General features: G+C 68.5%; 26 protein-coding genes. 23 read left to right on the top strand and 3 right to left on the bottom strand.

The genetic code is table 11. The features are described from left to right. The first annotated feature begins 83 nt into the window (after positions 1–83). The 4 genes from GORHZ_RS25935 to GORHZ_RS25950 all read left to right on the top strand — a co-directional run bounded on the left by GORHZ_RS25935 (position 84) and on the right by GORHZ_RS25950 (position 3,538). Entirely contained in the window at positions 84–830 is a 747-nt protein-coding gene (locus GORHZ_RS25935) for a phosphoglyceromutase (RefSeq protein WP_006338378.1), read from the top strand. A 61-nt stretch (positions 831–891) separates the two neighbouring features. Beyond that, the gene (locus tag GORHZ_RS25940; RefSeq protein WP_006338379.1) at positions 892–1,224 is read left to right on the top strand and encodes a GNAT family N-acetyltransferase; all 333 of its coding nucleotides are present in this window, start codon (positions 892–894) and stop codon (positions 1,222–1,224) included. 191 nt (positions 1,225–1,415) lie between these two features. Further along, positions 1,416–2,855: a sensor histidine kinase gene (locus GORHZ_RS25945; protein WP_040533522.1), complete on the top strand. Its 1,440-nt coding sequence runs from the start codon at positions 1,416–1,418 to the stop codon at positions 2,853–2,855. Further along, on the top strand, positions 2,852–3,538 hold the full coding sequence (locus tag GORHZ_RS25950) for a response regulator (RefSeq protein ID WP_006338381.1): 687 nt from the start codon (positions 2,852–2,854) through the stop codon (positions 3,536–3,538). The genes GORHZ_RS25945 and GORHZ_RS25950 overlap by 4 nt, the downstream gene beginning before the upstream one ends. Positions 3,539–3,555: 17 nt before the next feature. Here GORHZ_RS25950 and GORHZ_RS25955 read toward each other — a convergent pair whose 3' ends face one another. Then, positions 3,556–4,392: a DUF3109 family protein gene (locus tag GORHZ_RS25955; protein WP_006338382.1), complete on the bottom strand. Its 837-nt coding sequence runs from the start codon at positions 4,390–4,392 to the stop codon at positions 3,556–3,558. 91 nt (positions 4,393–4,483) lie between these two features. On the opposite strand from GORHZ_RS25955, the gene GORHZ_RS25960 reads away from it, so the two are divergent. The 10 genes from GORHZ_RS25960 to GORHZ_RS26000 all read left to right on the top strand — a co-directional run bounded on the left by GORHZ_RS25960 (position 4,484) and on the right by GORHZ_RS26000 (position 14,890). Next, complete coding sequence (locus tag GORHZ_RS25960; protein ID WP_174347267.1) at positions 4,484–5,464, top strand: Ppx/GppA family phosphatase; 981 nt, start codon at positions 4,484–4,486, stop codon at positions 5,462–5,464. A 112-nt stretch (positions 5,465–5,576) separates the two neighbouring features. Continuing rightward, the gene (locus GORHZ_RS29755; RefSeq protein WP_006338384.1) at positions 5,577–7,598 is read left to right on the top strand and encodes an Rv0497 family membrane protein; all 2,022 of its coding nucleotides are present in this window, start codon (positions 5,577–5,579) and stop codon (positions 7,596–7,598) included. Between the two features lies 1 nt (position 7,599). Next, entirely contained in the window at positions 7,600–8,475 is an 876-nt protein-coding gene (locus tag GORHZ_RS25970; protein ID WP_006338385.1) for a sugar phosphate isomerase/epimerase family protein, read from the top strand. Positions 8,476–8,520: 45 nt separating this feature from the next. After that, on the top strand, positions 8,521–9,435 hold the full coding sequence (locus GORHZ_RS25975) for a thioesterase family protein (RefSeq protein WP_051999086.1): 915 nt from the start codon (positions 8,521–8,523) through the stop codon (positions 9,433–9,435). Then, a complete protein-coding gene (gene proC, locus GORHZ_RS25980; RefSeq protein WP_006338387.1) occupies positions 9,432–10,301 on the top strand; it encodes a pyrroline-5-carboxylate reductase in 870 nt (289 codons plus the stop codon). The genes GORHZ_RS25975 and proC overlap by 4 nt, the downstream gene beginning before the upstream one ends. 188 nt (positions 10,302–10,489) lie before the next feature. Further along, positions 10,490–10,720 carry a helix-turn-helix domain-containing protein gene (locus GORHZ_RS25985; RefSeq protein ID WP_040533524.1) on the top strand — a complete coding sequence of 77 codons (231 nt, stop codon included), beginning with the start codon at positions 10,490–10,492 and terminating at the stop codon, positions 10,718–10,720. A gap of 244 nt (positions 10,721–10,964) precedes the next feature. After that, positions 10,965–11,066, top strand: coding sequence for a 30S ribosomal protein bS22 (locus tag GORHZ_RS30400; protein WP_003402602.1), 102 nt, complete (start codon positions 10,965–10,967; stop codon positions 11,064–11,066). A 147-nt stretch (positions 11,067–11,213) separates the two neighbouring features. After that, the gene (locus tag GORHZ_RS25990; RefSeq protein WP_006338389.1) at positions 11,214–12,263 is read left to right on the top strand and encodes an NAD-dependent epimerase/dehydratase family protein; all 1,050 of its coding nucleotides are present in this window, start codon (positions 11,214–11,216) and stop codon (positions 12,261–12,263) included. A 206-nt stretch (positions 12,264–12,469) separates the two neighbouring features. Then, the gene (locus GORHZ_RS25995) at positions 12,470–13,672 is read left to right on the top strand and encodes a lysophospholipid acyltransferase family protein (protein ID WP_245551514.1); all 1,203 of its coding nucleotides are present in this window, start codon (positions 12,470–12,472) and stop codon (positions 13,670–13,672) included. Positions 13,673–13,726: 54 nt separating this feature from the next. After that, positions 13,727–14,890 carry a zinc-binding dehydrogenase gene (locus GORHZ_RS26000; protein WP_040533574.1) on the top strand — a complete coding sequence of 388 codons (1,164 nt, stop codon included), beginning with the start codon at positions 13,727–13,729 and terminating at the stop codon, positions 14,888–14,890. Positions 14,891–15,011: 121 nt separating this feature from the next. On the opposite strand, the gene GORHZ_RS26005 is transcribed toward GORHZ_RS26000, so the two are convergent. Next, the gene (locus tag GORHZ_RS26005; RefSeq protein WP_051999087.1) at positions 15,012–16,064 is read right to left on the bottom strand and encodes an HAD family hydrolase; all 1,053 of its coding nucleotides are present in this window, start codon (positions 16,062–16,064) and stop codon (positions 15,012–15,014) included. Between the two features lie 294 nt (positions 16,065–16,358). Between GORHZ_RS26005 and GORHZ_RS26010 the strand changes: the two genes are divergently transcribed. The 9 genes from GORHZ_RS26010 (at position 16,359) to mce1N (ending at position 24,550) form a co-directional block, all read left to right on the top strand. After that, positions 16,359–16,613 carry a glutaredoxin family protein gene (locus GORHZ_RS26010; RefSeq protein ID WP_006338394.1) on the top strand — a complete coding sequence of 85 codons (255 nt, stop codon included), beginning with the start codon at positions 16,359–16,361 and terminating at the stop codon, positions 16,611–16,613. 176 nt (positions 16,614–16,789) lie between these two features. Then, positions 16,790–17,422: a redox-sensing transcriptional repressor Rex gene (locus tag GORHZ_RS26015; protein WP_051999081.1), complete on the top strand. Its 633-nt coding sequence runs from the start codon at positions 16,790–16,792 to the stop codon at positions 17,420–17,422. A 68-nt stretch (positions 17,423–17,490) separates the two neighbouring features. After that, positions 17,491–18,867: a glutamyl-tRNA reductase gene (locus GORHZ_RS26020; protein ID WP_006338396.1), complete on the top strand. Its 1,377-nt coding sequence runs from the start codon at positions 17,491–17,493 to the stop codon at positions 18,865–18,867. 17 nt (positions 18,868–18,884) lie between these two features. Then, the gene (hemC, locus tag GORHZ_RS26025) at positions 18,885–19,817 is read left to right on the top strand and encodes a hydroxymethylbilane synthase (RefSeq protein ID WP_040533576.1); all 933 of its coding nucleotides are present in this window, start codon (positions 18,885–18,887) and stop codon (positions 19,815–19,817) included. A 113-nt stretch (positions 19,818–19,930) separates the two neighbouring features. Further along, on the top strand, positions 19,931–21,622 hold the full coding sequence (locus tag GORHZ_RS26030) for a bifunctional uroporphyrinogen-III C-methyltransferase/uroporphyrinogen-III synthase (protein ID WP_040533526.1): 1,692 nt from the start codon (positions 19,931–19,933) through the stop codon (positions 21,620–21,622). Positions 21,623–21,627: 5 nt separating this feature from the next. Next, the gene (hemB, locus tag GORHZ_RS26035) at positions 21,628–22,605 is read left to right on the top strand and encodes a porphobilinogen synthase (RefSeq protein WP_006338399.1); all 978 of its coding nucleotides are present in this window, start codon (positions 21,628–21,630) and stop codon (positions 22,603–22,605) included. Positions 22,606–22,819: 214 nt separating this feature from the next. Continuing rightward, positions 22,820–23,524 carry a hypothetical protein gene (locus GORHZ_RS26040; RefSeq protein ID WP_051999082.1) on the top strand — a complete coding sequence of 235 codons (705 nt, stop codon included), beginning with the start codon at positions 22,820–22,822 and terminating at the stop codon, positions 23,522–23,524. After that, positions 23,511–23,915 (top strand): hypothetical protein, encoded by a 405-nt coding sequence (locus tag GORHZ_RS31840; protein WP_006338401.1) that lies wholly within the window; start codon positions 23,511–23,513, stop codon positions 23,913–23,915. The genes GORHZ_RS26040 and GORHZ_RS31840 overlap by 14 nt, the downstream gene beginning before the upstream one ends. Before the next feature lie 11 nt (positions 23,916–23,926). Continuing rightward, entirely contained in the window at positions 23,927–24,550 is a 624-nt protein-coding gene (mce1N, locus tag GORHZ_RS26050) for a transport-regulating membrane protein Mce1N (RefSeq protein ID WP_006338402.1), read from the top strand. A gap of 96 nt (positions 24,551–24,646) precedes the next feature. Here mce1N and GORHZ_RS26055 read toward each other — a convergent pair. Continuing rightward, a partial coding sequence (locus tag GORHZ_RS26055) for an acyl-CoA dehydrogenase family protein (protein WP_006338403.1) occupies positions 24,647–26,609 on the bottom strand: 1,963 nt, incomplete at its 5' end.

Raw genomic sequence — 26,609 nt, forward strand, 5'->3', positions numbered from 1 at the left:
AACCCGTCGCGAGGATCGCCGCATTCTGGTCGGCCTCTCGCGGGTTCCGGCAGACGCGGATCGACTGTGACAAACTGACACCCATGAGCAACGGCACCCTCATTCTGATGCGTCACGGCGAGAGCGAATGGAATGCGTCCAACCAGTTCACCGGCTGGGTCGATGTGGCGCTCACCGAGAAGGGCGAGGCCGAGGCCGTGCGTGCGGGGGAACTCCTCGTCGAGCACGACCTGCTCCCCGACATCCTCTACACCTCGGTGCTGCGTCGCGCGATCCAGACCGCGCAGATCGCCCTGGACAAGGCCGACCGGCATTGGATCCCCGTCAAGCGCGACTGGCGTCTCAACGAACGCCACTACGGGGCGCTGCAGGGGCTGAACAAGGCAGACACGCTCGAGAAGTACGGCCAGGAGCAGTTCATGCTGTGGCGCCGCAGCTACGACACGCCGCCCCCACCCATCGAGCCCGACGCCGAATACAGCCAGACCAACGATCCGCGCTATGCCGATCTGGATCAGGTGCCGCTGACCGAATGCCTCAAGGACGTGGTCGCGCGGATGATCCCCTACTTCACCGAGACCATCGCCGCCGACATCAAAGCCGGCAAGACGGTCCTCATCGCCGCGCACGGCAACTCGCTGCGCGCGCTGGTGAAATACCTCGACGACATCTCCGACGCCGACATCGCCGCGCTCAACATCCCCACGGGTAACCCGTTGCGCTACGACCTCGACGATGACCTCAAGCCGCTGAATCCGGGTGGTACCTACCTCGATCCGGAGGCGGCGGCCGCCGGCGCGGCAGCGGTCGCGGCCCAGGGGCAGAAGTGAATCCGCACCTGTAATCAAAACATCATGGTCGTCTGGTGTGACCCGCGCTACATTGGATGCCATGGTGAACGTCGGGCCTCTGCGGATCGATCATTCCCCTGCGCAGGAGCGGTACGAGGCGATTTTGAATTCTGATACATCCAGCGATTGGCCGGCCGATGACCGGGTCGTCGGGTATCTGGACTACGTCGCGGAGCCCTATCAGGTGGTACTGACCCACACTGTTGTCCACGAGCAATACAGTGGTCACGGCTATGCGGCGCAACTCGTGCGCGCCGTGCTCGACGACATCCGGCCATCCGGCAAGCAGGTCGTCCCGGTCTGCTCGTACGTGCAGTCGTTCATCGCGCAGCACCCGGAATACGCCGACATGGCGGTCCCCGTACCCCAGTGACGCCGGCCTCGTGACGCCCGCCCAGTGACGTCGGCCCCGTGATGTGAGCGCGGTGGACGCGGGCCCATGGCGGTCGGTGGTAGCACGTGCGCGGGTGGGTTGGGTCCGCCGGGACGAACAACGTGTGAACGGCTGTGTAACTTTCGCAACGAAAGTGCGAGAGGTGTTTGGCGCGCCGTAAGCTTGGCCCCGTGACCGTTGCATTGGTAGTCGCGGCGATCGCGCTTGCAGCGGTCTGTGGGGCACTCCTGGGACTCGGCTGGCATGACCGGGAGAGAATCCTCCGGCGTGTGAGTTCCCCGGCGGCACTTCCGGTTCCCGAGACCGGTCCGTTCTCCACGGACATCGTGATGGCGCCGACGTCAGGCGCATCGACATCCCTTCCCGTCCCTGAGCATGACGCCGCGGCGGGTCCGGCGCGCAAACCGCGGGCCGTGGCCACGACCGCCGAGCTGCGTGCCGGCGACGTCGCGGTGACGACCGACGACGGGCGAATGACCAAGGCCGGCCTGCTCAGCCTCATCATCCGCAACAGCGAGACCGGCGTCGCCGTCGTCGACCGGTTCCGCGACGTCGTGCTCTACAACGAGCGGGCCACCGAACTGGGCATGGTGCGCGATCATCTCCTGGCCGACGCCGTGTGGGATGCGGCCAAGGAGGTCCTCGACACCGAAGCCGAGACCCGCTTCGAGTTCAGTCCGGAACCGACCGCGCTCGGGTTCATGTCCACCGGTCGTGCCGCGGCGCCGAGCGTCGAATCGGTGCGCTGCCTCGTCCGGCTCGTCGCCCACGACGACGAGCGCTACGCGGTCGTCTACGGCTCCGACGACACCGAGCACAGCCGGGTGGAGGCCACTCGCCGCGACTTCGTGGCCAACGTGTCGCACGAACTCAAGACGCCCGTCGGGGCCATCGGGCTGCTGACCGAGGCGCTCCTGGAATCCTCCGACGACCAGCAGTCGGTCGAGTACTTCGGTCACCGCGTGCTGACCGAGGCCGACCGCATGGGCAAGATGGTCAACGAGCTCATCGCGCTGTCGCGGCTGCAGGGCGGCGAGACGGCGGTGTTCGAGACCGTCGAGATCGACGAACTCATCTCCGGCGCCATCGACACCGCGACGGTCAGTGCCGAGGCGGCCGGGATCACCTTGCAGATGGACACGCCGTCCGGTCTCGTGGTGCGCGGCGACCGCGTGCTGCTGATGACCGCACTGTCCAATCTGGTGGTCAACGCGATCGCCTACTCGCCGGCCAAGACGACGGTTTCGATCAGCCGCCGGGTCACGGTCGCCGACGACGGGCGCCACATGGTGGCCATGGCCGTCACCGACCGCGGCATCGGCATCGCGGCCGACGACCAGGAACGCGTCTTCGAACGGTTCTTCCGGGTCGACAAGGCCCGCTCGCGGCTGACCGGGGGCACCGGCCTCGGACTGGCCATCGTCAAACACGTCGCCGCCAACCACGGCGGTTCGATCGGCCTGTGGAGCAAGCCCGGTACCGGCTCGACGTTCACCCTGTGCATCCCGCGGGATCTGACCCCCGAGATCGAGCCGGCCGACAGTGACAGCGATCCGTTGACCGCACCGGCATCGGATCGTCCGAATCAACCAAAGGAATCTATTCGGTGACGCACGTACTCATCGTCGAGGACGAGGAATCCCTGGCCGACCCCTTGGCCTTCCTGCTCCGCAAGGAGGGTTTCGAGGCCAGTGTGGTCAACGACGGCGCCCAGGCCCTGCCGACCTTCGACCGGGTCAGCCCCGACATCGTCCTACTCGATTTGATGCTGCCCGGCATGTCGGGGACCGAGATCTGCAAGGCGCTGCGCGCACGGTCGAGCGTCCCGGTGATCATGGTGACCGCACGCGACAGTGAGATCGACAAGGTCGTCGGGCTCGAACTCGGCGCCGACGACTACGTGACCAAGCCCTACTCCGCCCGCGAACTGATCGCGCGCATTCGTGCCGTTCTGCGCCGCGGCGGCGAGGTCGGCGACGAGGAACTGTCCATCGGTGTCCTCGAGGAGGGCCCGGTCCGGATGGACGTCGAGCGTCACACCGTCGCGGTGAACGGGGATGCGATCACCTTGCCGCTCAAGGAGTTCGACCTCCTCGAGTATCTGCTCCGCAACGCCGGCCGGGTGCTCACCCGCGGACAGCTGATCGATCGTGTCTGGGGCGCCGACTATGTCGGGGATACCAAGACCCTCGACGTGCACGTCAAACGGCTGCGGTCCAAGGTCGAACCCGACCCGGGTAACCCGAAGCATCTGGTGACGGTGCGCGGTCTGGGCTACAAGTTCGAGCCCTGACTGCAGCGCCCCGTCCCTCAGGCCTCGTCGTCCTCGATCAGTTCGTACTTGATGTCGGTTTCCCGACGATTCGTGGCGGCTGTGGTCGCGGGGTGAACGGCGATGAGCCCCAACCCGTTTCGGCGTCGGCAGGCCGCCGCGAGTTCGTTGTAGGCGGCCTGTCCGAGCAGTTCGATCAGTTCGGGCTCATAGGACTGCCACACCTGTGTGGCGCCGACATGGGCATCCGGCGACCCCGAGCAGTACCACTTGAGGTCGTGTCCGCCCTCGCCCCAACCGCGGCGGTCGTACTCGGTGATGGTGGTCCGGAGCACCTCGGTGCCGTCGGGACGGGTCACCCATTCCTGTTCGCGCCGGATCGGGAGTTGCCAGCACACGTCGGGTTTGACGGTCAGCGGCTCGATGCCGCGGCGCAACGCCATCGAGTGCAGGGCGCACCCGACACCCCCGGCGAAACCCGGTCGATTCAGGAAGATGCACGCGCCCTTGTGCTTTCGGGTCTTGAGTGCGGGCTCGTTGTCGAGGTCGCTCTCCTCGAGGTACCCGCGCGGCCCCAAGGGATCCTTGCCGGTTCCCTTCTTGTGGAACTCCCAGTCGTCCTCGGTGAGCATGGCCATCGCCTTGGCCAGCCGCTTGCGGTCGTCCTTGTCGGACAGGTAGGCGCCGTGGCTGCAGCAGCCGTCGTCCTCACGGCCCTCGATGATCCCCTGACACGCCGGCGTCCCGAAGACGCACGTCCAATGGGAGAGCAGCCAGGTCAGGTCCGCGGCGATGACGTGTTCGGGGTTGTCGGGGTCGACGAACTCGAACCATTCGCGGGGGAAATCCAGATCGACCTCGGGCGCTGGCTTCATGCGCTTCGATGCTTTGGTGCGGGCCACATGCCAACGGTAGCGGCATGACCGGTTGCCGCGACGACGAGCCGACGCACTATTGTTGGAGACCGTGCGTCTAGGAGTGCTCGACGTGGGCAGCAACACGGTCCACCTGCTGGTGGTCGACGCCCATCGAGGCGGCCACCCATCCCCCATGAGTTCCACCAAATCGGTCCTGCGGCTCGCCGAGCAGATCGACGACGACGGCCGGCTCTCGGATCGGGCCGCCCGCAAGCTCGTCGAGTCCATCGACGAGTTCACCCACATCGCGTCGTCGTCGGGGTGTGAGCAGGTGATGGCGTTCGCCACCTCGGCGGTCCGCGACGCCGTCAACAGCGACGAGGTCCTCGCCGACGTCGCGCACAAGACGGGTGTGGCGGTGGAGGTGCTGTCGGGTCCCGACGAGGCGCGGCTCACCTCGCTGGCGGTACGCCGGTGGTACGGCTGGAGCGCCGGGCGCATCCTGGCCCTCGATATCGGCGGTGGGTCGCTGGAGATGTCCAACGGTGTCGACGAGGAGCCCGACGTCGCGCTGTCGCTGCCGCTGGGTGCGGGCCGGCTGACCCGCGAGTGGTTGCCCGGCGACCCGCCGGACCGTCGTCGGGTGTCCGTGCTGCGGGACTGGCTCGACGCCGAGCTCCGCCCGTCGGCCAAGGAGCTCACCGACCCGGGTAAACCGGATCTGGCGGTGGGCACGTCCAAGACCTTCCGTAGCCTGGCCCGCCTGACCGGTGCCGCCCCGTCGAATGCCGGTCCGCGCGTGCAGCGGCGGCTCACCGCGAGCGGGCTGCGTCAGCTGATCTCGTTCATCTCCCGGATGACCCGTGACGACCGGGCCGAACTCGAGGGGGTCAGCGCCGACCGTGCCGGACAGCTGGTGGCCGGCGCACTTGTGGCCGAGGCGGCGATGCGGGCGCTGTCGGTCGATACACTTGAGATCTGTCCATGGGCACTGCGTGAAGGGGTCATCCTGCGTCGACTCGACGCGGAGCCCCCGCAGACCGCGGAGAACGGTGTCGGAACGGGGGGCGCCGGCCACGTCGTTGGATGACCGAATGGTTTGGATGACCAGGTCGATCGACGGCCGTGCAGGACACCCCGGACGCACAAACGAGGATGCCCCGAGAGGGGCGGATTGACCGCGAGGACGGAGAGCGCACTGTATGGCTAGCGAATCGGACCAGGACGCCCCGCAGTCCCGACCGATCTCGGTGTCGGAGCTGTTGGCGCGCAGTCGTGGGGAGGGCGAGGCCGCCCCGGAGGCGCGGCGCTCACGCGAGGGCCGTGGCCGCAGACGCGTCGGGCGCGAGGGTTCGGTGTCGGTGTCGGAACTGACCGGCGAGATCCCGCGCATCGACACCGGGTCGTTCCCGCTGTCCGAGCGCCCGGTCGCGCGCCGGTATGCCGACGACGTGCCCGCCGCACAACCCGACCCGACGACGCCGCGGCCGCGTGCCGAAACCCCGGCTGTCGAGACCGAGGCTGTCGAAACCCCGGCTGTCGAGACCGAGGCTGTCGAGACCGAGGCTGTCGAGACCGAGGCTGTCGAGACCGAGGCTGTCGAAACCCCGGCTGTCGAGACCCCGGCCGTCGAGACGGGCTCCGTCGAAGCCCGGGCCGTGGAGGCCGAGTCCGGGTCCACCGAAATCGCAGCCGACGAGGCCCCCGTCGCCGAGACCACCGAGGTCGAGCAGGGTGCGACCGAGCCGGCGACCGAGCGCCCCGAACCGTCCGGCCGTGTGACCGCGAGCGGGATGCCGTGGTTCTCGGCTCCGTCCACCCGGGACTTCCGTGCCCCCGTTACCCGGACTCGCGCGGACGAGGCGACCGCGGATGAGATCGAGACCGCCGACACCGCCGACGAAACCGCTGCCGACGTGGCCAACGCCTCTGCGGTGACCGGCACCATCCCCGTCGTCGAGGGACACGAGGACCTCGTCGTGGTGGAACCCGACGACGTCGTGGGTGTGGATCTCACGCCGCCCACCGACGACCGGCCCGAACTGAGTTTCCGCGCCGACGGGTCCACCGAGGAGGTGCAGGACTTCGCGGCCTACCGCGCGTTCACCGACGTCGAGGAGGAGACCGAGCCGGCGCCTCGTCGTGGGTTGTTCGGGTGGCGCAAGAAGAAGTCTGCCGATCGCTCAGCCCGACCGGAGGCCGCGCGCCGGCGCGAACGCGAACGACAAGAGGCCGCGCTGCGTGCCGACCAGGATCAGGGGCCCGGCGCGGGTGTCGCCGCGGCAACCGGCGCCGCGATCGCCGCATCGGCCGCGGCCGCAGCACGTACCACCGCACACGACGAGTCGGCCGAGCCCGGCACGACGGAGATCGCCGCGACCCCGAGCGAATCCGCCACTACCGATGCCTCGACCTCCGTCACTTCCGTCGCCGACACTTCTCTCGCCGACACAGCCGTCGAGTCCGCCGTCAAGTCCAGGTCGGCCGAGACCGAGGCGCCGGAATCCGAAGCCGCGGAGACCGAGGCCGAACCAACGGTGGAGACGGTGACCACCGAGGTGGAGGCCGCGGAAACCGAAGGTGCGGCACCCGAGACCGAGGCCGCCGAGGCCGAGGCTGCGCAGGCCCGGCCCGAGGCCGTCGGCGCCGACGTGGCCGACACCGAGACCGTGGAAGCCCAGACCGCCGAGACCGCCGAGACCCGACCGGCGGAGTCGAAGGTTGCAGAGGGCCCAGAGGTCGAGGCGAGTGCCGAACCCGCCCCCGACACCGACGAGGGCGCGGTGACGGAGGCGGTCACCGCAGCCGTGGACACCGCGGCCGTGGACACCGCAGCGCCGAGCGCGGAAGCCGAAAGCGCGGAAGCCGAAAGCACGCCAGCCGAAAGCACCCCAGCCGAAAGCGCCGCAGCCGGGCGTTCCGAAGCCGAGGCCACGGAGGCCGAGGGCGCACACGACCACGAGATGTCGCCGCTCCTCGCGTGGCTGATGATCATCGGGCAGTCGCTGGCCGGACTCGCCGTCGGCGTCGGATTGTTCTGGGGCTTCACCGAGCTGTGGAAGTGGAACGTCTACTTCGCCCTGGTGCTGGCCGTGCTGGTCATCTTCGGCATCGTCACGTTCACCCATCTTGTTCGGCGCACCACAGACCTCACCACGACGCTCCTCGCGCTCGGGGTCGGTCTGATCGTGACCATCGGTCCGCTGGTCCTGTTGGCGACCTGAGGTGCGCGACATCCCGATCGGTTTGTCCACGGCATCGGTCTATCCGCAGAACACCGAGGCCGCCTTCGCCTACGCCGCCGAACTCGGTTACGACGGCGTCGAGCTCATGGTGTGGGGCGAACCGGTCAGCCAGGACATCGGACACGTCGAATACCTCTCGGAGCGGTACCAGGTTCCGGTGCTGTCCGTTCACGCGCCGTGTCTGCTGATCTCCCAGCGTGTCTGGGGCCGCGATCCCGTGGTCAAGCTGGCGCGGGCGGTGCGCGCGGCGGAGGACCTCGGCGCGGCGACGGTGGTCGTCCATCCGCCGTTCCGCTGGCAGCGCTACTACGTGGCGGCCTTCGACGACATCGTCGGTGAACTCGAGGACGACAGCGGTGTGGCGATCGCGGTGGAGAACATGTTCCCGATGCGCGCCGACCGGCTCTTCGGTGCGGGGGACCGGTCGGCCCAGCGGCTGCGTGACCGTGGTGGTCCGGGCCCGGGGATGTCGGCCTTCGGCAAGTCGATCGACCCGACCGACGACGGGTACGCGAACTACACCCTCGACCTCTCGCACACCGCGACGGCCGGTGTCGACGCGTTGGCCATGTTCGAGCGGATGGCCGGCGGTCTGACCCACCTGCACCTCGCCGACGGCGACGGTGCCGCCACCGACGAACATCTACTGCCCGGCGACGGGGGTCAGCCGTGTGCCGAGGTCTGCCGGCGACTCGCGGCCAGCGACTTCGACGGGGCGGTTGTGCTCGAGGTCACCACCAGCTCGGCACGCACCAAGCCCGAGCGCGGCGCACTGCTGGCCCGTTCGCTAGATTTTGCCCGGCAGCACCTCAAGCGAGAGCTGCGGCCCGAGCACGCCGGTCACATCCCGTCCTGACGACGATGGCGGGTGCCGCCGGGCCCCGACGACGAGAGCAGGATGATGAGTCAGAAGCTGGCCGAGGTCTTGACCCTGACCGTGGCGCAACGGCCCGGGCCGGATCGGATCACCTACCGGGGCACCATCGACCCCGTGTTCACCATCGGCCCGAAGGTGCACGGCGGAAGCCTGCAGATGGTGGTTGCGCATGCGGCGCGCCTCGCGCTGCGTGACCTCGTCGAGCCGGCCACCGACGGCGGTAACCCCGGGATCGTCGACGGGCAGATCCCGGTCGCCATCTCCAGTGACTTCCTCGCCGCACCCGACGCCGCCGAGGTCGACTTCGAGGTGACGCTGCGCAAACGCGGCCGCACCGTCACGGTCCTGACCGTCGACGCCGTCCAGAACGGCCGTACGACGGTGTCGTCGTCGGTCACCTGCGCGCGACCCGACACCGGCGCCCCGCATCATTCGGCGCCGAGCGTGCTGTGGAACACCGACCCGGAGCCGCCGCCGACCGGCCTGGCCCTCGACGACTCGCCCATCGCGGCGTTCAACCACCTCGGGCCCGCACTCGATCTCGTGCTCGACGCCGACACCCTCCCGGCGGTCCGCGGTGAGATTGGCGATCCGGTCGTGCGCGGCTGGGCGCGGCCGAAGGGCGCCGTACCCGACATCGACTTCGCGGTCCTGGTCTGCGACATCTCCCCGCCGGTGGTGATGAACCTGGCCCTGTACGGGTGGGCGCCGACCGTGCAGCTGACCACGTACGTGCGCCGCCACCCGGCGCCCGGCTGGCTGCGTTTCGCCGCGACCAGCATCGAGGTCGGACCCGGCATGTTCGAGGAGGACCACCTCGTGGTGGACTCGACGGGGACGGTCGTCGCCCAGTCGCGACAACTCGCCCTGATACCGCAGCGCACCCCTGCCGCAACACCCAGTGCCGCAACACCCAGTGAGGAAGGCAACCACTCGTGACCGAACGCATCGCCATCGTCGGTGGCGGAAAGATCGGTGAAGCACTGCTGGCCGGGCTGATCCAGTCCGGCAAGCCCACCAAGGACCTCGTCGTCGCCGAGAAGATGGAGAACCGGGCCACCGAGATCGCCGAGGACTACGGAATCCTGGTCACCGACGTGGTGTCGGCGGCCGAGGGCGCCCAGTACGTGTTCCTCGCCATCAAGCCCGAGGACGTCGACGGTGTGCTGCGCGAGATCGCGCGGGCCGAAGACAATGCCGAGTCGGAACGCGTCATCGTGACCCTGGTGGCCGGCCTTCCCATCCAGCGCTACGAGAACGCCTTACAGGCGGGTTCGCCGGTCATCCGGGTCATGCCCAACACGCCGATGCTCGTCAACGAGGCCATGTCGGCGGTCGCCACCGGACGCTACGTCGGCGACGACCAGCTCGCCGCGGTGGTGCGGCTGCTCGAATCGGTCGGCAAGGTGGCCGTCGTCCCGGAGAAGCAGATGGACGCGGTGACCGCGCTGTCAGGGTCCGGGCCCGCCTACGTCTTCCTGCTCGCCGAGTCGATGATCGACGCCGGGGTCGCGCTCGGCCTGACCCGGGTGCAGGCCAGCGAGTTGGTGGTGCAGACGATCAAGGGTGCGGGGCTGTTGCTCAGCGAGTCGGGACTCTCGCCGGTCGACCTGCGAGCCGCTGTCACCTCGCCCGGTGGCACCACCGCCGCCGCGATCCGGGAGTTCGAGGCCAACGGCTTCCGGCACGGTGTCTACCAGGCCACTCGGGCCTGCGCAGCCGCCAGCGCCAAGGCTGGGCATCGACCCGACCTTGAGGGTTTAGGTGCCGCTACGGGCGGCCGCAGCGACCTCGAGACCCCATGATTTTGGGGTGCCCGCCCGAAAAACCCCTGTATGTTGGGGTTCGGGTCGAAAAAGGGCCAAAATCCACACAACTCACGTCGCTTTTTTCACATCTGCCACGTTAAGCTCCTTTAAGCACGTGCGTGTCTGATGTCCGCCGGAGGGGAAGCCGGCGGCCGCGACGCGTGCTCCGGAGGTATGAGTAATTCATGGCACCTGAAAAGCCTGGTGACAGGACTCCGGCGGTGGGAAATGCGGCCTCGGGTTCGCAGTTCCTCACGGTCGCGGAGGTCGCATCGATGATGCGTGTATCGAAGATGACGGTGTACCGACTCGTGCACAGCGGAGAACTGCCGGCCGTGCGCGTGGGCCGTTCATTCCGGGTGCATTCCAAGGCGGTCCACGACTACCTGGAAACCTCGTACTTCGACGTGGGCTGACATCGTTCGCTCGCGCCGATGATTCAGCTCCCCCGGGTGGCGCACTCCACGGAGTGCACCCGCCCGGGGGAGGTGCGTATCTATGACCTGATTTTCGTCTGCGCGACACCGGGCGGTACTGTTGATGATCGCGTGCCGATGTTCCGTGCCACTCCGTGCGGAGAACAGCGGCTGTCAGCGACAACTGTCGGACAACCGTCGGCAACCGGCCGGCAACCAGAGTCAAGTGTGAGGAAGCGCCCCGATGGGTTCAGTGATCAAGAAGCGCCGCAAGCGCATGTCGAAGAAGAAGCACCGCAAGCTGCTGCGGCGGACCCGGGTGCAGCGCCGCAAACTCGGTAAATAGTCTCCCGCGCCGTTCCCGGCCCGACGGGACACATAGCATCGAAGAACCCGCCTTGTGCGGGTTCTTCGTGTTTGACGCCGGCTGTGGCCAGATGAAGTGGGACACCTGACCCGGCGAACCCGTGATCACCCGGCTAGCCTGGTGGTCATGTCAGACGAGATCCAGACGCCGCGTTCCGTGTTGGTCACGGGTGCGTCGACCTTCCTCGGCGGCTACCTCGTCGCGCGCCTGGCGGCCAATCCGGCGATCGAACGCGTAATCGCCGTCGACTCCCGGCTGCCGCGTAAGGATCTGATGCGCCGGATGGGGCGGGCGGAGTTCCTGCGGATCGACATCCGCCGCCCGGCCATAGCAAAGGCCATCGCGAGCTACGAGGTCGACACGGTCGTGCACGCCGCCACCTCGATCATGGAGACGGCACCGCATTCCGCGGCGATCAAGGAGTTCAACGTCGTCGGAGCGATGCAGGTGTGCGCGGCCTGCCAGCGCAGTCCGTCGGTCAAACGACTGATCCTCCGGTCGACGGCCATGGTCTACGGCGCGAGTTCGCACGACCCGTCGCACTTCTCCGAGGAGACGCCGGCCCGTCGCGAACCCAAACGCGGCTACGGACGCGACCTGCTCGACATCGAGGGCTATGTCCGTGGGCTCGCACGCCGACGCCAGGACATCGACGTCACCATCGTCCGCCCGCAGGCCATCCTCGGCCCGCGGATCAACACCCGGATGGGCTCCTACCTCTCGCTGCCTCTCGTCCCGACCGTCATCGGCTATCAGCCGCGGCTGCAGTTTCTCCACGAGGAGGACGCCCTGGCGGCCATGGAGCACGTCACGCTGGGCGGAAAGCCGGGGACCTTCAACATCTCCGGCGACGGGGTGATCACCCTGACTCAGGCGATCCGACGAATCGGGCATATCGAATTGCCGGTGCCCTCGGGGCTGCTGGCGCCGATCACCGGTGTCTTCCAGGACCTGCGGTCGGCGAAGTTGCGGTCGAGTCAGACCGACTACCTCACCTACGGCAGGGTGCTCGACACCACTCGGATGCGCTCGGAACTCGGCTTCGCGCCACGGTTTTCGACGACCGAGACCGTCGACGACTTCATCGCGCGCGGACGTTCGGGCCCGGTCATCGAACCGGATTCTTGGCGATCGCTCGAGCGTCGTGTCGTCTCGGCGGCCCATCAACTGCAGTGAAATCCGCATCGAAATCCGCAATGAAATTCAGGGTCGTGAACGGTGCGAACATCTCGATGAGAGACTTGACGCACTGGAGTGCGCAACGCTGTTGCAACCTTTAGACTTGGTCGGGGACCCACTCCCGATCCGCGAGTAGCATGATGGTCGAGCGCCAACGTGGCCGTGGTGGAGTCGACCAGAACCAATTTTCTTCAGACGCAGGGGTGAGAAGTTTGGCAGGTGGCGGCGCAACCGACGCGCGAACCGCGAAGGTGATCCAGCTGTATGCGAGCCCTTCGGGAAGTGTCGAGGCACCCGGAAACCGGCGCGCGACACGCGACCAGGGCAGGGGCCGTCATCCCAGTCAGCAACCAGCAGCCACCGGTGGTGCTGCTAAAAGTGTTGGTGGACAAGGAAAGTCGGGTACCAGTGGGCAGCTCGGCCACCCCAACACCGACGGTTTCGGCCGTCCGCCTGCGCCGGTGACGCCGATCAGCGACGACATCCGTCTGTCGGAGTCGCTCGGTGTGGAACACCTCGGCCCGAACCGGTCGAGCCCGCTGTTCTCGCTCTCGGGGATCCGGGGCGCGGTCGCCGATTCGCTGACCGCGACGGCGGGCTTCATCCGCGAGCGGATGACCGGTGAGTACGAGGTCGACGAGTTCGGCTTCGACCCGCACTTCACCGAGTCCGTGTTTTTCCCGGCCGTGCGTCAGATCTACGACAAGTGGTTCCGGGTCGAGGTCACCGGGATCGAGAACCTCCCGCTCGAGGGCGGGGCGTTGCTGGTCGCCAATCACGCCGGGACGATCCCGGTGGACGCGATGATCACGTCACTGGCCGTGCGCGACAATCATCCGACCAAGCGCTATCTACGGTTGCTGGCCGCCGACATGGCCTTCGACACCCCCGGTGTCGGAGAGGTGGCCCGCCGGGTCGGCGCCACCCTCGCCTGCACAAATGATGCGGACCGGCTGCTGCGCGCGGGTGAACTGACCGCGGTGTGGCCGGAGGGCTACAAGGGTGTCGGCAAGCTGTACAAGGACCGCTACAAACTACAGCGCTTCGGCCGCGGCGGATTCGTCACCACCGCGCTGCGCAACGCCGCACCCATCATCCCGGTGTCCATCGTCGGCTCCGAAGAGATCTATCCGATGCTTGCCGATCTCAAACCACTCGCGAAAATCCTTGGACTGCCGTACTTTCCGATCACTCCGCTGTTCCCGTGGTTCGGCCCGCTCGGCTTGCTCCCGCTGCCGTCGAAATGGCACATCCACTTCGGCCGGCCCATCGAGACCGGTTCCTACGACGAGGCGTCCGCCGATGACCCGATGGTCGTGTTCGACCTCACCGATCACGTCCGTGAGGAGATCCAGCAGACGCTGTTCCGGATGCTGAGCCGTCGCGGTAGCGTCTACCTCGGCTGACGGTTCCGCGGCCGGGCCCTCCGGTTGCCGTGGGCGTGCGAAGGGGGAATGGGTGTGAAGGCTGTCGCCTGCCATGGGGGTGAACTCGAGGTCGTCGACCTCCCGGCCCCGGTTCCGGGCCGGGGACAGGTCCTCATCCGCGTCATCCGTGCAGGCATCTGCGGGTCCGACCTCCACGCGCGCTTCCACGGCGACGAAGCCGCCGCCGTGTCCGCCGAGGTCGGCTACGACGCGTTCATGCGGTCGTCCGAGTCGGTGATCATGGGCCACGAGTTCACCGGCGACGTCGTCTCCTACGGACCCGGCTGCCGCCGGCGCTGGACAGCGGGCACCTCGGTGGTGTCGCTGCCGATGATCAAACACGGCGACGACGCGCACCTCACCGGTCTCTCCGTCCATGCGCCCGGGGCGTTCGCGGATCTCATGCTGGTCGCCGAGGATCTCACGATGCCGGTGCCCGACGGGGTTCCGGCCGCCCACGCGGCGCTGACCGAACCGCTGGCCGTGGCACACCACGCCGTGCGTCGGGGCGAGGTCGGCAAACGGGACGTCGCAGTCGTGATCGGGTGCGGACCGATCGGCCTCGCCGTGATCCTGATGCTCAAGGCCACCGGAGTGCGGTCGGTGGTGGCCAGTGACCCCTCGGCCGGCCGACGTGAACTGGCGTGGCGTTGCGGCGCCGACGTCGTCGTCGATCCCGCGACGGAGTCGCCGTGGGATGCGTGCGTGGAACGGCGGAAATACATCACGCAGGCCGGTGATCTCCTCGGGGCCGCGTTAGGTGCGATGCACGACCTGCGGCGTATCCCCGGGGTGCCGTGGTGGACGGTGTTGCGGGCGGCCGAGCGTCTGGGTGCCGCGCCCACCGGTCCGGTGGTCTTCGAGTGTGTCGGCGTCCCGGGCATCATCGAGGACATCGTCTCGCACGCGCCGTTCCGGTCGCGTGTCGTCGTGGTGGGCGTCTGCATGCAGCCGGACACCTTCCGGCCTGCCATGGCGCTCAACAAGGAGATCGAGCTGCGGTTCGTGTTTGCTTATGACCCAGGCGAATTCCGGGACACTCTGCACATGATCGCCGATGGCAAGGTGGACCCTGGTCCGATGATCACCGGGACCGTCGGGCTCGACGGGGTGCGGCACGCGTTCGACGCGCTGGCCTCCGCCGAGCGCCATGCCAAGGTGCTCATCGACCCGACCTCCGACATCGCCACGCTCTGACCGCGCCGGACCCAGAGGACCCGGCCTCCCCTGAAGACCTCACCTCACCGGGCCGTCATCGACACAGTGGTCTCGGCGACGACCTGACGCGTAGTTTTGCGGACCCGCTCGGTGGCCCGTTTCAGCCCCGATGGTTGCGGATCAGGCGCGTCGCCGTCGCGGCGCCGGCTCCGGCCGCCCCGAGCGCCAGTGCGGTACCTGCCCCGTACTTCGCCGCCTTGCGGGCGGTCCGGAAGTCGTACATCTCCCAACCGCGCACCTTGGCCACGTCCCGCAGATCCGCGTCGGGGTTGATCGCCACGGCGGTGCCGACCAGCGAGAGCATCGGCACGTCGTTGTGGGAGTCCGAATACGCCGTGCACCGCTTCAGATTCAGGCCCTCACGGATGGCCAGGGCCCGCACCGCGTGCGCCTTGCCGGGGCCATGCAGGATGTCGCCGACGAGGCGGCCGGTGAACACCCCGTCCACGCTCTCCGCGACGGTACCGAGCGCGCCGGTCAGGCCGAGGCGGTTGGCAATGGTCTGCGCGAGTTCCACCGGGGTCGCCGTGACCAGCCACACCTGCTGCCCGGCGTCGAGATGGCGCTGCGCCAGAGCCCTTGTGCCCGGCCAGATCTTCTCGGCGATGTACTCGTCGTAGATCTCCTCACCGAGTTCGATCAACTCCGAGGTCCGGCGTCCCGCGATGAACGAGAGCGCCTTCTCGCGGCCCTCCGCGACATCCTCGGCGTTCTCTTTGCCGGTGATCCGGAACTTCGCCTGGGTCCACGCGAAGTCGAGGATGTCGCCGTAGGAGAAGTACTTGTGCGCGGCCAGACCGCGTGCGAAATGGATGATCGACGCGCCCTGCACCAGGGTGTTGTCGACGTCGAAGAAGGCGGCGGCGGTCAGGTCGCGCGGGGCCTGGTCGGGGATCTCGTCGATGGGCGGGCGGGCACGCAGCGTGTCGACCGCGACCCGCGCACTGGCCTCGCCGGCCAGCGACTGCCGCAGTTCCTGGGCGGTCTGGCGGAACCGGCCGCTGGTGGCGCGGGCGCGTTCGGAGATCCACATCGCGACCCGCGAGGCGTCCTCGTCCTCGTCCTCATGTGACTCGTGCTCGTCGAGATCGTCGGCACCGGCACCGCCCGGGTCGACGGTGTCGGCATGCCGCTCCCAGTCCTCGGCGTTCACCTCACCGACGGCGTTCGCGTCACCGGTGGTGTCCGCGGCACCGGTGGTGTCCGCGGTAGCCGCGTCGGCTGGGCCACCCGCGTCGTCCGCAGGGCCGCGCGCCGATTCGGTGTGGTCCGCGTCGCCCGACGCTTCGTCCACCGGTCACCTCCCAGAGGTTTCGATCCGTACCGGATTCATCCGTGCCGGATGCCAAGCCTAACCACGCACCAGCGTAGTCGGAGCACAGTGCGAGCAGTGACACACTGAGGCGGTGACGCGACCGCCGCGGTGGCGTCGACGACCGGAGGTGACATGCTGACGTTGCTCACGCGCGAGGGGTGCTCTCTGTGCGCCACCGCCCACGACGAACTGGCCGCGATCTGCGCGGATTTCGGGCTCGAGTTCGACGAGGTCGACGTGGATCGTGCCGCCTCGGAAGGCGAACCGGACCTGCGAGTCGAGTACGGCGACCGGCTGCCGGTCGTGCTGCTCGACGGCGAGGAGCACAGCTACTGGGAGGTCGACGGTACGCGCCTGCGCGCCGATCTCGCGGCCCGGCAAGGGTGAGTCCCATGCATGGGTAGGGGTGGTGTGAACAAGTTCACACCGGGTATACGCTGGGGCCCCAAGGGTGCGGAGGAGATGCGGTCGCGGAGGGTTCCGCGCCGGTGGTGGAAGAAGGTGACGCGAGGGTGAGTGGCAGTGCGACGGACATCCCCGAACCCGCTGTCACCCGGTTGGCCATGTACCTGCACATCCTGCACTCGTTCACCGACCGCGGCATTCTGGTCGCCTCCAGCGGACAGCTCGCGACGGCCGCCGGGGTCAACCCGGCGATCCTGCGCAAGGACCTCTCGCACGTGGGTGCGCAGGGTGTCCGCGGCGTCGGCTACGACGTGGGACGGCTGACGGCCCGGCTGGCGATGGTCCTGCACACCGACAGCGTCCACACCGTCGCGCTGGCCGGTGCCGGGCACCTCGGACGGGCGCTGCTCGCACACACTGGACACGGGCGGGGTTTCCGGGTCGCCGCGATGTTCGACGCCGACCCCGACCTGATCGACACCACCATCGAACCGGGCGGACCGGCGATCGCGCCGCTGTCCGCCATCGCCGACGTCTGTGCTGGTCACGGTGCCGGGGCCATCGACGTCGGGGTGATCGCGACCGACGATTCCGACGCCCAGACCGCCTGCGACGCCTTCGTCGAGGCCGGGGTCCGGCAGCTGCTGAACATCACGCCCCGAACACTGAACACGGAGTCCGATGTCGTCGTGCGACAGGTTGATCTAGCCTTGGAACTACAGGTGTTGGCGTTCAACGCCTCGCGTCCGCGTGTCACGACGGCCTCGGCCGGGCAGTCGGCGGGCGCGTGAGCGTGGAACTTGAGAACCCGCGAGGGGAGCCGACGACGGTCGGCGACGGGTGAGGAAATGGTGACGGCGTGAGTGTTTTGTTGTTCGGGGTCTCGCACCGAAGTGCACCGGTCGAGGTGCTCGAACGGTTGACGGTATCCGACCACGATCGGCCCAAGCTCATCGACAAACTGCTGTCGTCGCGGGCGATCTCCGAGGCGATGCTCGTCTCGACCTGCAATCGAGTGGAGATCTACGCCGTCGTCGACGCCTTCCACCCCGCCCTCGAGGCCGTGGGTGACGTGCTCGGCGAACACTCCGAGATGACCATCAACGAGATCACCCGCCACGCCTACGTGCGTTACTCCGAGGCCGCCGTCGAGCATCTGTTCACCGTGGCCGCCGGACTCGACTCGCTCGTCGTCGGCGAGCAGCAGATCCTCGGCCAGATCCGCAACGCCTACCTCAACGCCGACAGCAACCGTTCCGCCGGCCGCGTGCTGCACGAACTCGCGCAGCAGGCGCTGCGCGTCGGCAAGCGAGTGCACACCGAGACCGGGATCGACCGTGCCGGCGCGTCGGTCGTGTCCGTGGCGCTGCATCGCGCCCAGTCGCTGCTGTCGTCGGCACACACAGACGCGTCGATGACGTCGGCGGTCGTCGTCGGCGCCGGTGCGATGGGCGGCCTCGCGACCGCGCAACTCGCCCGCGAAGGTGTCCGCGAACTCGTCGTCGTCAACCGGACCGTCGCCAACGCCGAGCACCTCGCCGGGAACGTCGCGGCCACCCACGGCATCTCGGTGCGCGGCGCGGGTTTCGACGAGCTACCCGAGGTGATGGCCGCCGCCGACGTCGTCGTCACGTGCACCGGGTCGGTCGGCGTCGTCGTCGGGGTGGGCGAGGTCCACTCCGCGCTGGCCGCCCGTGAAACGGCCAAACCACTGGTCATCTGCGATCTCGGCCTGCCCCGCAACGTCGACCCCGCCGCGGGTCGGCTGCCGAAGGTGCACGTCGTCGACATCGAGGGACTGCGCGGGGACTCCGAGACCCAGGCCGCCGAGAACGACGCCAACGCCGCACGGTCCATCGTCGCGGCCGAGCTCGCCGACTACCTCACCCATCAGCGCCAGGCCGAGGTCACCCCGACCGTCGCCGCCCTGCGGCAGCGCGCCGCCGACGTCGTCGAGGCGGAGATCCTGCGTCTCGAGACCCGGCTGCCCGACCTCGACGACCCGCAGCGCGAGGAGGTCGCCAAGACCGTCCGCCGCGTCGTCGACAAGCTGCTGCACGCCCCGACGGTCCGGGTCAAACAGCTCGCGTCGACCCCCAACGGCGACCACTACGCCGAGGCGCTGCGTGAGCTGTTCGAGCTCAAGCCCGGCGCCGCCGAGTCGGTGTCGGCGCCCGAGACCAGCGGACTCGACACCGGGTCGAATCGTTCCGAGCCGACCCGCGCCGAGCAGTGACGGGCACCGGGAACGACATGATCCGGATCGGTACCCGCGGGTCGCTTCTGGCGACCACGCAGGCGCAGACCATCGCCGACGCGCTGACCAAGGCCGGCCATCCCGCCGAACTCGTCATCATCCGCACCGAGGGCGACGCCTCGGCCAAACCGGTCGCCGAGATCGGTGTCGGGGTGTTCACCACCGCCATCCGTACGGCGCTGCACAACCGCGAGGTCGACGTCGCGGTGCACTCCTACAAGGATCTGCCGACCGCACCCGAGTCGGGGCTGGTCATCGCGGCCGTTCCGCCCCGCGAAGATCCCAGAGATGCCCTGGTCAGCAGGGGTAACATGGTCCTCGGTGAGCTTCCGCCGGGGTCGACGGTCGGGACGTCGGCCCCGCGACGGGCGGCACAGCTTAGAGCATTGGGTCTCGGTTTGGAAATCCGCCCCCTACGAGGCAACCTTGATTCTCGGTTGGGCAAAGTCGCCAGCGGTGAACTCGACGCAGTCGTGGTCGCCAGGGCCGGTCTGGTACGCATCGGCAGGACCGATGCCGTCACCGAGGCATTCGATCCGGTGGTGCTGTTACCGGCGCCGGCTCAGGGGGCCTTGGCCGTGGAGTGCCGCTCCGACGATGCCGAACTGGTGAGAATACTCGCCGAGTTGGACGATGAGTCCACACGTGCGTCAATCGACGCCGAGCGCTCGGTGCTCGCGGCCCTGGAGGCCGGGTGCACCGCACCGGTCGGCGCGATCGCCGAGGTGGTCGAGTCGATCGACGACGACGGGCGGATCTTCGCCGAGCTGTCACTGCGTGCGGTGGCGGCGGCCGAGGACGGTTCGGACACGATCCGAGCCTCGGTGGTGGGACCGGTCGAACGTGCGGAGCAACTCGGCAAGGATCTCGCCGCCGAACTGCTGGAGCTGGGAGCGGGCGCGCTCGTCGGTCGCGGTTCGCAAGCCTAGCGGCGCCACGAGCGCCGTCGGTGAGCGGGCCCCGACATCGGGCCGACTCACCTCGCAACTCCAGCAGCAGTAAGAACTGCAGCCCCCGAGGCGGGGCAGGAGAGTGCGAACTCATGAGCCGTACGAACAAGGTCACTCCGGGCCGGAGCACGCCGGGGGCGAAACGAGCGGGCAGGATCTTATTCGTCGGGTCGGGTCCAGGGGACCCCGACCTGTTGACCGTGCGCGCACAAAATGTCATCGAGAAGGCCGAGATGGCCTACATCGATCCCGATGTACCCGCGACCGTGGTCGCGATGATCGGCGCGGCCCACATGGAGCCCGCCAAGCCGGTGAAGCCGGCCCGCGGTTCGGCCGCGAAGGACGCCGCAGCCAAAGACGCGGCCACCGACGCCGAAGCGCCGGCCGACACCGACGCCGACGCCGAGGAACCCTCGATCGTCCATCCGGCGCTCGGGGATCCGGCCGAGGTCGCCAAGACCCTGATCGCCGCGGCCAGGGACGGTGTCGACGTCGTCCGGGTCGTCTCCGGCGATCCGCTGACCACCGACTCGGTGCTCGCCGAGGTCAACACCGTGGCGCGCACGACGATCCAGTTCGAGGTGCTGCCCGGTCTGCCGGCCGCGTCGGTGGTGCCGAGCTACGCCGGTATGCCGCTGGGGGCGACGCACACCGAGGCCGATGTCCGCGCCGAGGGTGTGGACTGGGCCGCGTTGGCTGCGGCCCCGGGACCGCTGGTTCTGCACGCCACGTCCGGTCACCTCGCCGAGACCGCGAGTGCGTTGACCGAACACGGCATGGCCGCCCAGACTCCGGTCGCGATCACCATCAACGGCACCACCTGCGCCCAGCGCACCATCGAGGCCACGCTGGCCACCATGAACGACTTGGGCAACGCGCTCGTCGGTCCGCTGATCCTCACCATCGGCAAGGTCGTCGGCAACCGCAGCAAGCTCTCCTGGTGGGAGTCGCGCGCTCTCTACGGCTGGACCGTGCTGGTGCCGCGCACCAAGGACCAGGCCGGCGACATGAGCGATCGCCTGCGGTCGCACGGCGCCATCCCCAAGGAGGTGCCGACGATCGCCGTCGAGCCACCGCGCAGCCCGGCCCAGATGGAAAGGGCCGTCAAGGGTTTGGTGGACGGACGCTACCAGTGGGTGGTGTTCACCTCGACAAACGCGGTGCGTGCGGTGTGGGAGAAGTTCGCCGAGTTCGGGCTGGACGCCCGCGCGTTCTCCGGGGTGAAGATCGCCTGCGTCGGCGAGGCCACCGCGGAGAAGGTGCGTACCTTCGGTATTCAGCCCGAGCTCATCCCCTCGGGGGAACAGAGCTCGCTCGGACTGCTCGACGACTTCCCGCCGTACGACGATGTGTTCGACCCGGTCAACCGAATCCTGTTGCCGCGCGCGGATATTGCAACCGAGACCCTCTCCGAGGGGTTGCGTGAGCGCGGTTGGGAGATCGATGACGTCACCGCCTACCGCACCGTTCGGGCGGCCCCGCCACCGGCGGAGACCCGCGAGATGATCAAGACCGGCGGCTTCGACGCGGTCTGCTTCACGTCTTCTTCGACCGTACGTAACCTCGTCGGCATCGCCGGAAAGCCGCACGCGCGCACCATCGTCGCGTGCATCGGGCCCAAGACGGCCGAGACCGCAACGGAATTCGGTCTGCGAGTGGACGTGCAGCCGGAGACGGCGTCGGTGCCGGAGCTGATCGACGCGCTCGCGGAGCACGCCGCCAGACTCCGCGCCGAGGGCGCACTGCCCCCGCCACGTAAGAAGTCGCGTCGGTCGCGGTCCTGACTGCCATGACTCCGGTGATCCGTCCCCGTCGACTCCGGTCGACCCCGGCGCTGCGGCGTCTGGTGGCCGAGACCGTCGTCGCGCCGTCCGATCTGGTGCTGCCGATGTTCGTCGCCGACGGCATCGACGCCCCGCGCGACATCTCGTCGATGCCCGGCGTCGTGCAGCACACCTTCGATTCGCTGCGTAAGGCGGCCGACGAGGCGGTACGCGCCGGCGTCGGCGGCCTGATGCTGTTCGGGGTGCCCGCACCCGAGGACAAGGACGCCGACGGCACCGGGGCCGACTCCGACGACGGGGTGCTGAACCGGGCGCTGCGGGTGCTCGCCGACGATCTCGGCGACTCGACGGTGCTGATGGCCGACACCTGCCTCGACGAGTTCACCGACCACGGCCACTGCGGCGTCGTCGACGACTGCGGCCGCGTCGACAACGACGCGACGCTGGAGCGCTACGTCTCGATGGCTCTCGCGCAAGCCCGCGCAGGAGCACATCTGCTCGGGCCCAGCGGCATGATGGACGGGCAGGTCGCCGCCATCCGTGCCGGACTCGACGCCGAGGGCTTCACCGACACCGGCATCCTCGCCTACGCCGCCAAGTACGCGTCGGCGTTCTACGGGCCGTTCCGCGAGGCGGTCGGGTCGTCGTTGCAGGGGGACCGTCGCACCTACCAGCAGGACGCGTCGAACCGCGTCGAGGCGCTGCGCGAGATCCGCCTCGACCTCGAGGAGGGCGCCGACCTGGTGATGGTCAAGCCGGCGATGAGTTATCTCGACATCGTCCGCGACGCCGCCGAGATCGCCGACGTGCCGGTCGCCGCGTATCAGATCAGCGGTGAGTACGCGATGATCACTGCGGCCGCCGAGCGCGGCTGGATCGACCGGGACGCCGCCATCCTCGAGTCGCTCACGTCGATCAAACGTGCCGGTGCGAGCGTCATCCTCACGTACTTCGCCACCGAGGTGGCGGGCCGGTTGGCATAGGCCTGGCGCGTTGGGGTGGTTTGCCACCGAGGTGGCGGGCCGGTTGGCATAAGCCTGGCGCGTTGGGGTGGTGGGCCACCGAGGTGGCGGGCCGGTTGGCATAGGCCTGGCGCGTTGGGGTGGTTTGCCACCGAGGTGGCGGGCCGGTTGGCCTGAGCCGCGTCAGCGGGAGCTGATGGGATCAGTGGGAGCGACGATTCACTACCCTGGTGGCATGTCCGTTCCGATTCAGCCGGTGCAGCAGCCGGCGGGTGAGCCGGGTGGCGAGCAGCGCCCCAAACGCCCTGACGCCGTCACCATCGCCGCCGAACTGTGGGCCGCGGTGATCCTCGGTCAGATCATCGGGTTCATCGCCCAGTACCCGACGATGCGTGATACCTGGGACCGTCAGATCGCGTCGATGCCCGCCGACACCCCGAAGGAAGAGCTCGACGTCCTCACGTCCTCCGCGCTGCTCATCACGGTCATGGCGGTGGCGGGTGTGGCGCTGACCGTCGTCTCGGTGACGCTGGTGCTGCTGACGCGGGCCGGCTACAACTGGGCCCGTATCGTCGTCGCCGCGATGGGGGTGTTCCTCGCCGTCAACGCGGGCTTCATGTTGTTCGGCGACGTCTCGCCGACGTGGGTGATGATCCCGCTGGTCATCAGCGGTGTCGCCGGGATCGGGTCGTCGGTGCTGCTGCTGCGCCGCGAATCCGAGCAGTACTGCCGGGCGATGACGGCGTATCGTCGGCGCCCGCCGCGGCCTGCGCAACCGGCGTGGCCGCCGGCCGGGCCACCCAATGGCCCCTATTCGGGATATGGTCCGGGGCAGCCGCCGTATTGGCCGTATGGTGAGCCGCAGCAACCGCCTCCGGGGCCACCGCATGTGACCCGTCCGCCGTCGAATGAAGGAAACGAATTCCGTGGTCAGTCCTGATCGCGCAGAGCGACCGAAGCTGGTCGTCTGGGCCTATCGTTGCTGGATCACCTCGGGCGTGTTGCTCGTGGTCCTGGGTGTGCTGCTCATCGTGCTCGGCCTGACCCTGACGGGGCCGACCCTCGGACCGGTCGGGATCGGCTTCATCGTCGCCGTCGTCGGGGCCGCCTACAACCTGCTCGGCAGCCGGGCCTACACCGGTGACGCCCGATGGCGATCGTCGCTGTCCGCGCTCACGCTGGTGATGACGGCGCTGCTGCTGTTCGTCAGCTTCGGGGTACCCATCCTGGCGTTCGCGCTGCTGGCCTCGCTGGTCGGTCTGTTCGGGTCGCTGCTGGCCTACCGGCCCGACTCCGAGGCGTGGTTCACGGGTACACCGCAGAAGAAGTGAGTCGACGCGACGTGGCAGACTCCGACGACGCCGACGACGAGACCGTCGCGGATCCCGCGTCGGAGCTCGCGGCCTCTGTCGAGGCCACGCCGGACGACATCCCTGCCGAGGACCCGTCCCCCGAGGACCCCGCCCCCGACAACGAGGGCGAGGTGCTCTTCGACGAACCGGGCGGCAGCTGGTGGGTGGTGGCGATCGGCCCGGTGCTCATCGGTGCCGTGCTCGCGATGGAGATCGCCGGCCCGGGCCAGGTGCACTGGCTGGTGCTGACGATCTTCGCGGTGATCCTGATCGGATTCTCCGTGGTCCAGGTCCACGCGGCGCGCACCCACGTCAGCGTCCGGCTCACCGAGACCACCTTGCGGCAGGGCACCCGCACGCTGCCACTGAAGGACATCAAGACCATCTACCCGCCGAACAACAGCGCCGAACACCAGGACTGGGAGTCGGCCCGCGCGCTCGGCGAGCTTCCCGCCGTCCCCCGGCGACGTAAAGGTGTCGGCCTGCGCCTCACCAACGGCACGCTCACCCAGGCCTGGGCGCGTGACGTCGACCGCTTCCGCGCCGAGCTGACCGAGGCGCATCAGGCGGTGCAGATGGGCCTGCCGCCGCGCGGCGCATCCCAGGACGACTGACCAGTCCGTAGCCGAGGTCAGCCTTCCGCGGTTCGGCGGGTGTTGTGCCGCATTCCGCGGAACGCAGGTGCGGACCGGCCTCGTGGCTTGCCCGCCTCAGCCGTGCGTGAGCATCGGCGCCGCCAGCAACGCCTCGGGGATGCCGAACGCGTCGACCAGACTGCCGATATGTGGCCGCACCTCTCGGCACAGCTCGTTGACGCCGCGCCGGATGGCCTTGGCCCGCTCCACCGACACGTGGCGGTGCATCAGGAACCAGGACAGATCGTCCTCGAGCGCGGAGTACACGAACAGGTCGCAGACCGTCCCCAGCAACTCGGCGGCCGAGCGGGAGTCGCAGTCCTCGATGGCGCCGATGAAGGCCTCGAGCACCATCCGTTCCGTCCGCGCCCGACCCACCTTCAGCAGATGATCCTGCGCGTTGTTGAACACCTCGAAGGCCTCGTTGTCGTCGTCGAGGGCGCGACGCAGCCGCTGGGCACACGTGCGCACGAGGTGATCCTCTCGATTGCGGAACAACCGGATCTGGGTGCCGCGGTCGGTCAGGGGCGACTTCTCCGGGTCGTCGTCGGAACTCTCGAGCAGCGTCTGCACCACCTGCCGCGCGGCCGTCTTCTCGACGACGACATCGCGGGCCATCTCCGCGAAGAACCGCACCCAGCCCGTCGCCGACAGCCCTTGCACGTCCTCGGCATACGCGGACAGCAGTTCCTTGGCGACCAGTTGGGTCAGCACCGTGTTGTCGCCCTCGAAGGTGGTGAATACGTCGATGTCGCCGCGCAGGATCGGCAGCTGGTTCTCGTCGAGGTAGCCGGCACCCCCGCAGGCTTCGCGGCACACGTTGATGGTGTGCGACGCATGCCAGGTGGCGTAGGCCTTCAATCCGGCTGCGTCGCTCTCGAGTTCACGCTGCCGCACCCCGTCGGGGTCGTCGGCGGCGCCGGTCTGCAGGTCGTGCAACTCGGCGGTCACCTCGTTCTGGGCGCACCCGATTGCATACGATTTCGCGATGAGCGGCAACAACTTTCGCTGATGCGCCAGATAGTCCAGGACGATGATCTCGTCGGTCTCGTCGGGCGCCTCGAACTGTTTGCGGATCAGCCCGTAACGCGTCGCCAACGTCAACGCCTTGCGCCCCGCGGCGCCGGCGGTCGCGGCGACGGTGACCCTTCCGCGGATCAGCGTGCCCAGCATGGTGAAGAACCGGCGATTGCTGTCCTCGATCGGGGAGGTGTACGTCCCGTCGGCCTCGACGTCGCCGTAGCGGTTGAGCAGGTTCTCGGCCGGGATACGGACGTGATCGAAGACGATGCGCCCGTTGTCCACCCCCGCCAGACCACCCTTGTGGCCGCAGTCGCCGGTGGTGACGCCGGGCAGATCGTCGCCGTTGTCGTCGCGGATCGGCACCACGAAACAGTGCACGCCGCGGCTCGTCGGTTCCTCGTCGGGCCCACCGGTGATGAGCTGCGCGAAGACCGCGGCGACTCGGGCGTGCGCGGCGGCACCGCCGATGTAGTCCTTGCGCGACGACGGTGTGGGCGAGTCGATCACGAACTCACGGGTGTCGCGGTCGTAGTTCGCGGTCGTCTCCAGCGCCTGCACGTTGGAGCCGTGACCCGTCTCGGTCATCGCGAAACAGCCGAGGATGTCGAGGCCGATGGTGTCGGCGACGTAGCGGTCGTGGTGGCGCGCCGTGCCGAGGTTGTCGATGGCGCCACCGAACAGTCCCCATTGCACGCCGGCCTTGACCATCAGCGACAGGTCGGCGTAGCCGAGCATCTCGATCGCGGTGATCGATCCGCCGATGTCGCCGGTTCCGCCGTGATCGACCGCGAAACCCGCTGCGGCGAAACCCTCTTCGGCCAGCTGACGCATCACCTCGAGAGTGTGTTCACGGGCCTCGCCCAGTGTCCGGGACGGATCGGGAAGCAGGTCGGACCGGTCGGATTGTTCGCGGACCCGCTCCCGTACCGACCGCCACCGGCCGTCGAGGACGTAGCGCAGGTTGTCGACGAGCAGGGCGCGCTCGTCGTCGGTGGGCCAAGGGAGTTCGTCGGCC

The sequence above is a fragment of the Gordonia rhizosphera NBRC 16068 genome (assembly GCF_000298195.1).
GTDB lineage: Bacteria > Actinomycetota > Actinomycetes > Mycobacteriales > Mycobacteriaceae > Gordonia > Gordonia rhizosphera.

Coding starts and splice junctions, on each gene's coding strand:
- GORHZ_RS25935 (WP_006338378.1), top strand. CDS start 84: ATGAGCAACGGCACCCTCATTCTGATGCGTCACGGCGAGAGCGAATGG.
- GORHZ_RS25940 (WP_006338379.1), top strand. CDS start 892: ATGGTGAACGTCGGGCCTCTGCGGATCGATCATTCCCCTGCGCAGGAG.
- GORHZ_RS25955 (WP_006338382.1), bottom strand. CDS start 4,392: ATGAAGCCAGCGCCCGAGGTCGATCTGGATTTCCCCCGCGAATGGTTC.
- GORHZ_RS29755 (WP_006338384.1), top strand. CDS start 5,577: ATGGCTAGCGAATCGGACCAGGACGCCCCGCAGTCCCGACCGATCTCG.
- GORHZ_RS25975 (WP_051999086.1), top strand. CDS start 8,521: ATGAGTCAGAAGCTGGCCGAGGTCTTGACCCTGACCGTGGCGCAACGG.
- GORHZ_RS25985 (WP_040533524.1), top strand. CDS start 10,490: ATGGCACCTGAAAAGCCTGGTGACAGGACTCCGGCGGTGGGAAATGCG.
- GORHZ_RS30400 (WP_003402602.1), top strand. CDS start 10,965: ATGGGTTCAGTGATCAAGAAGCGCCGCAAGCGCATGTCGAAGAAGAAG.
- GORHZ_RS25990 (WP_006338389.1), top strand. CDS start 11,214: ATGTCAGACGAGATCCAGACGCCGCGTTCCGTGTTGGTCACGGGTGCG.
- GORHZ_RS26010 (WP_006338394.1), top strand. CDS start 16,359: ATGCTGACGTTGCTCACGCGCGAGGGGTGCTCTCTGTGCGCCACCGCC.
- GORHZ_RS26015 (WP_051999081.1), top strand. CDS start 16,790: ATGTACCTGCACATCCTGCACTCGTTCACCGACCGCGGCATTCTGGTC.
- hemC (WP_040533576.1), top strand. CDS start 18,885: ATGATCCGGATCGGTACCCGCGGGTCGCTTCTGGCGACCACGCAGGCG.
- GORHZ_RS26030 (WP_040533526.1), top strand. CDS start 19,931: ATGAGCCGTACGAACAAGGTCACTCCGGGCCGGAGCACGCCGGGGGCG.
- hemB (WP_006338399.1), top strand. CDS start 21,628: ATGACTCCGGTGATCCGTCCCCGTCGACTCCGGTCGACCCCGGCGCTG.
- GORHZ_RS26040 (WP_051999082.1), top strand. CDS start 22,820: ATGTCCGTTCCGATTCAGCCGGTGCAGCAGCCGGCGGGTGAGCCGGGT.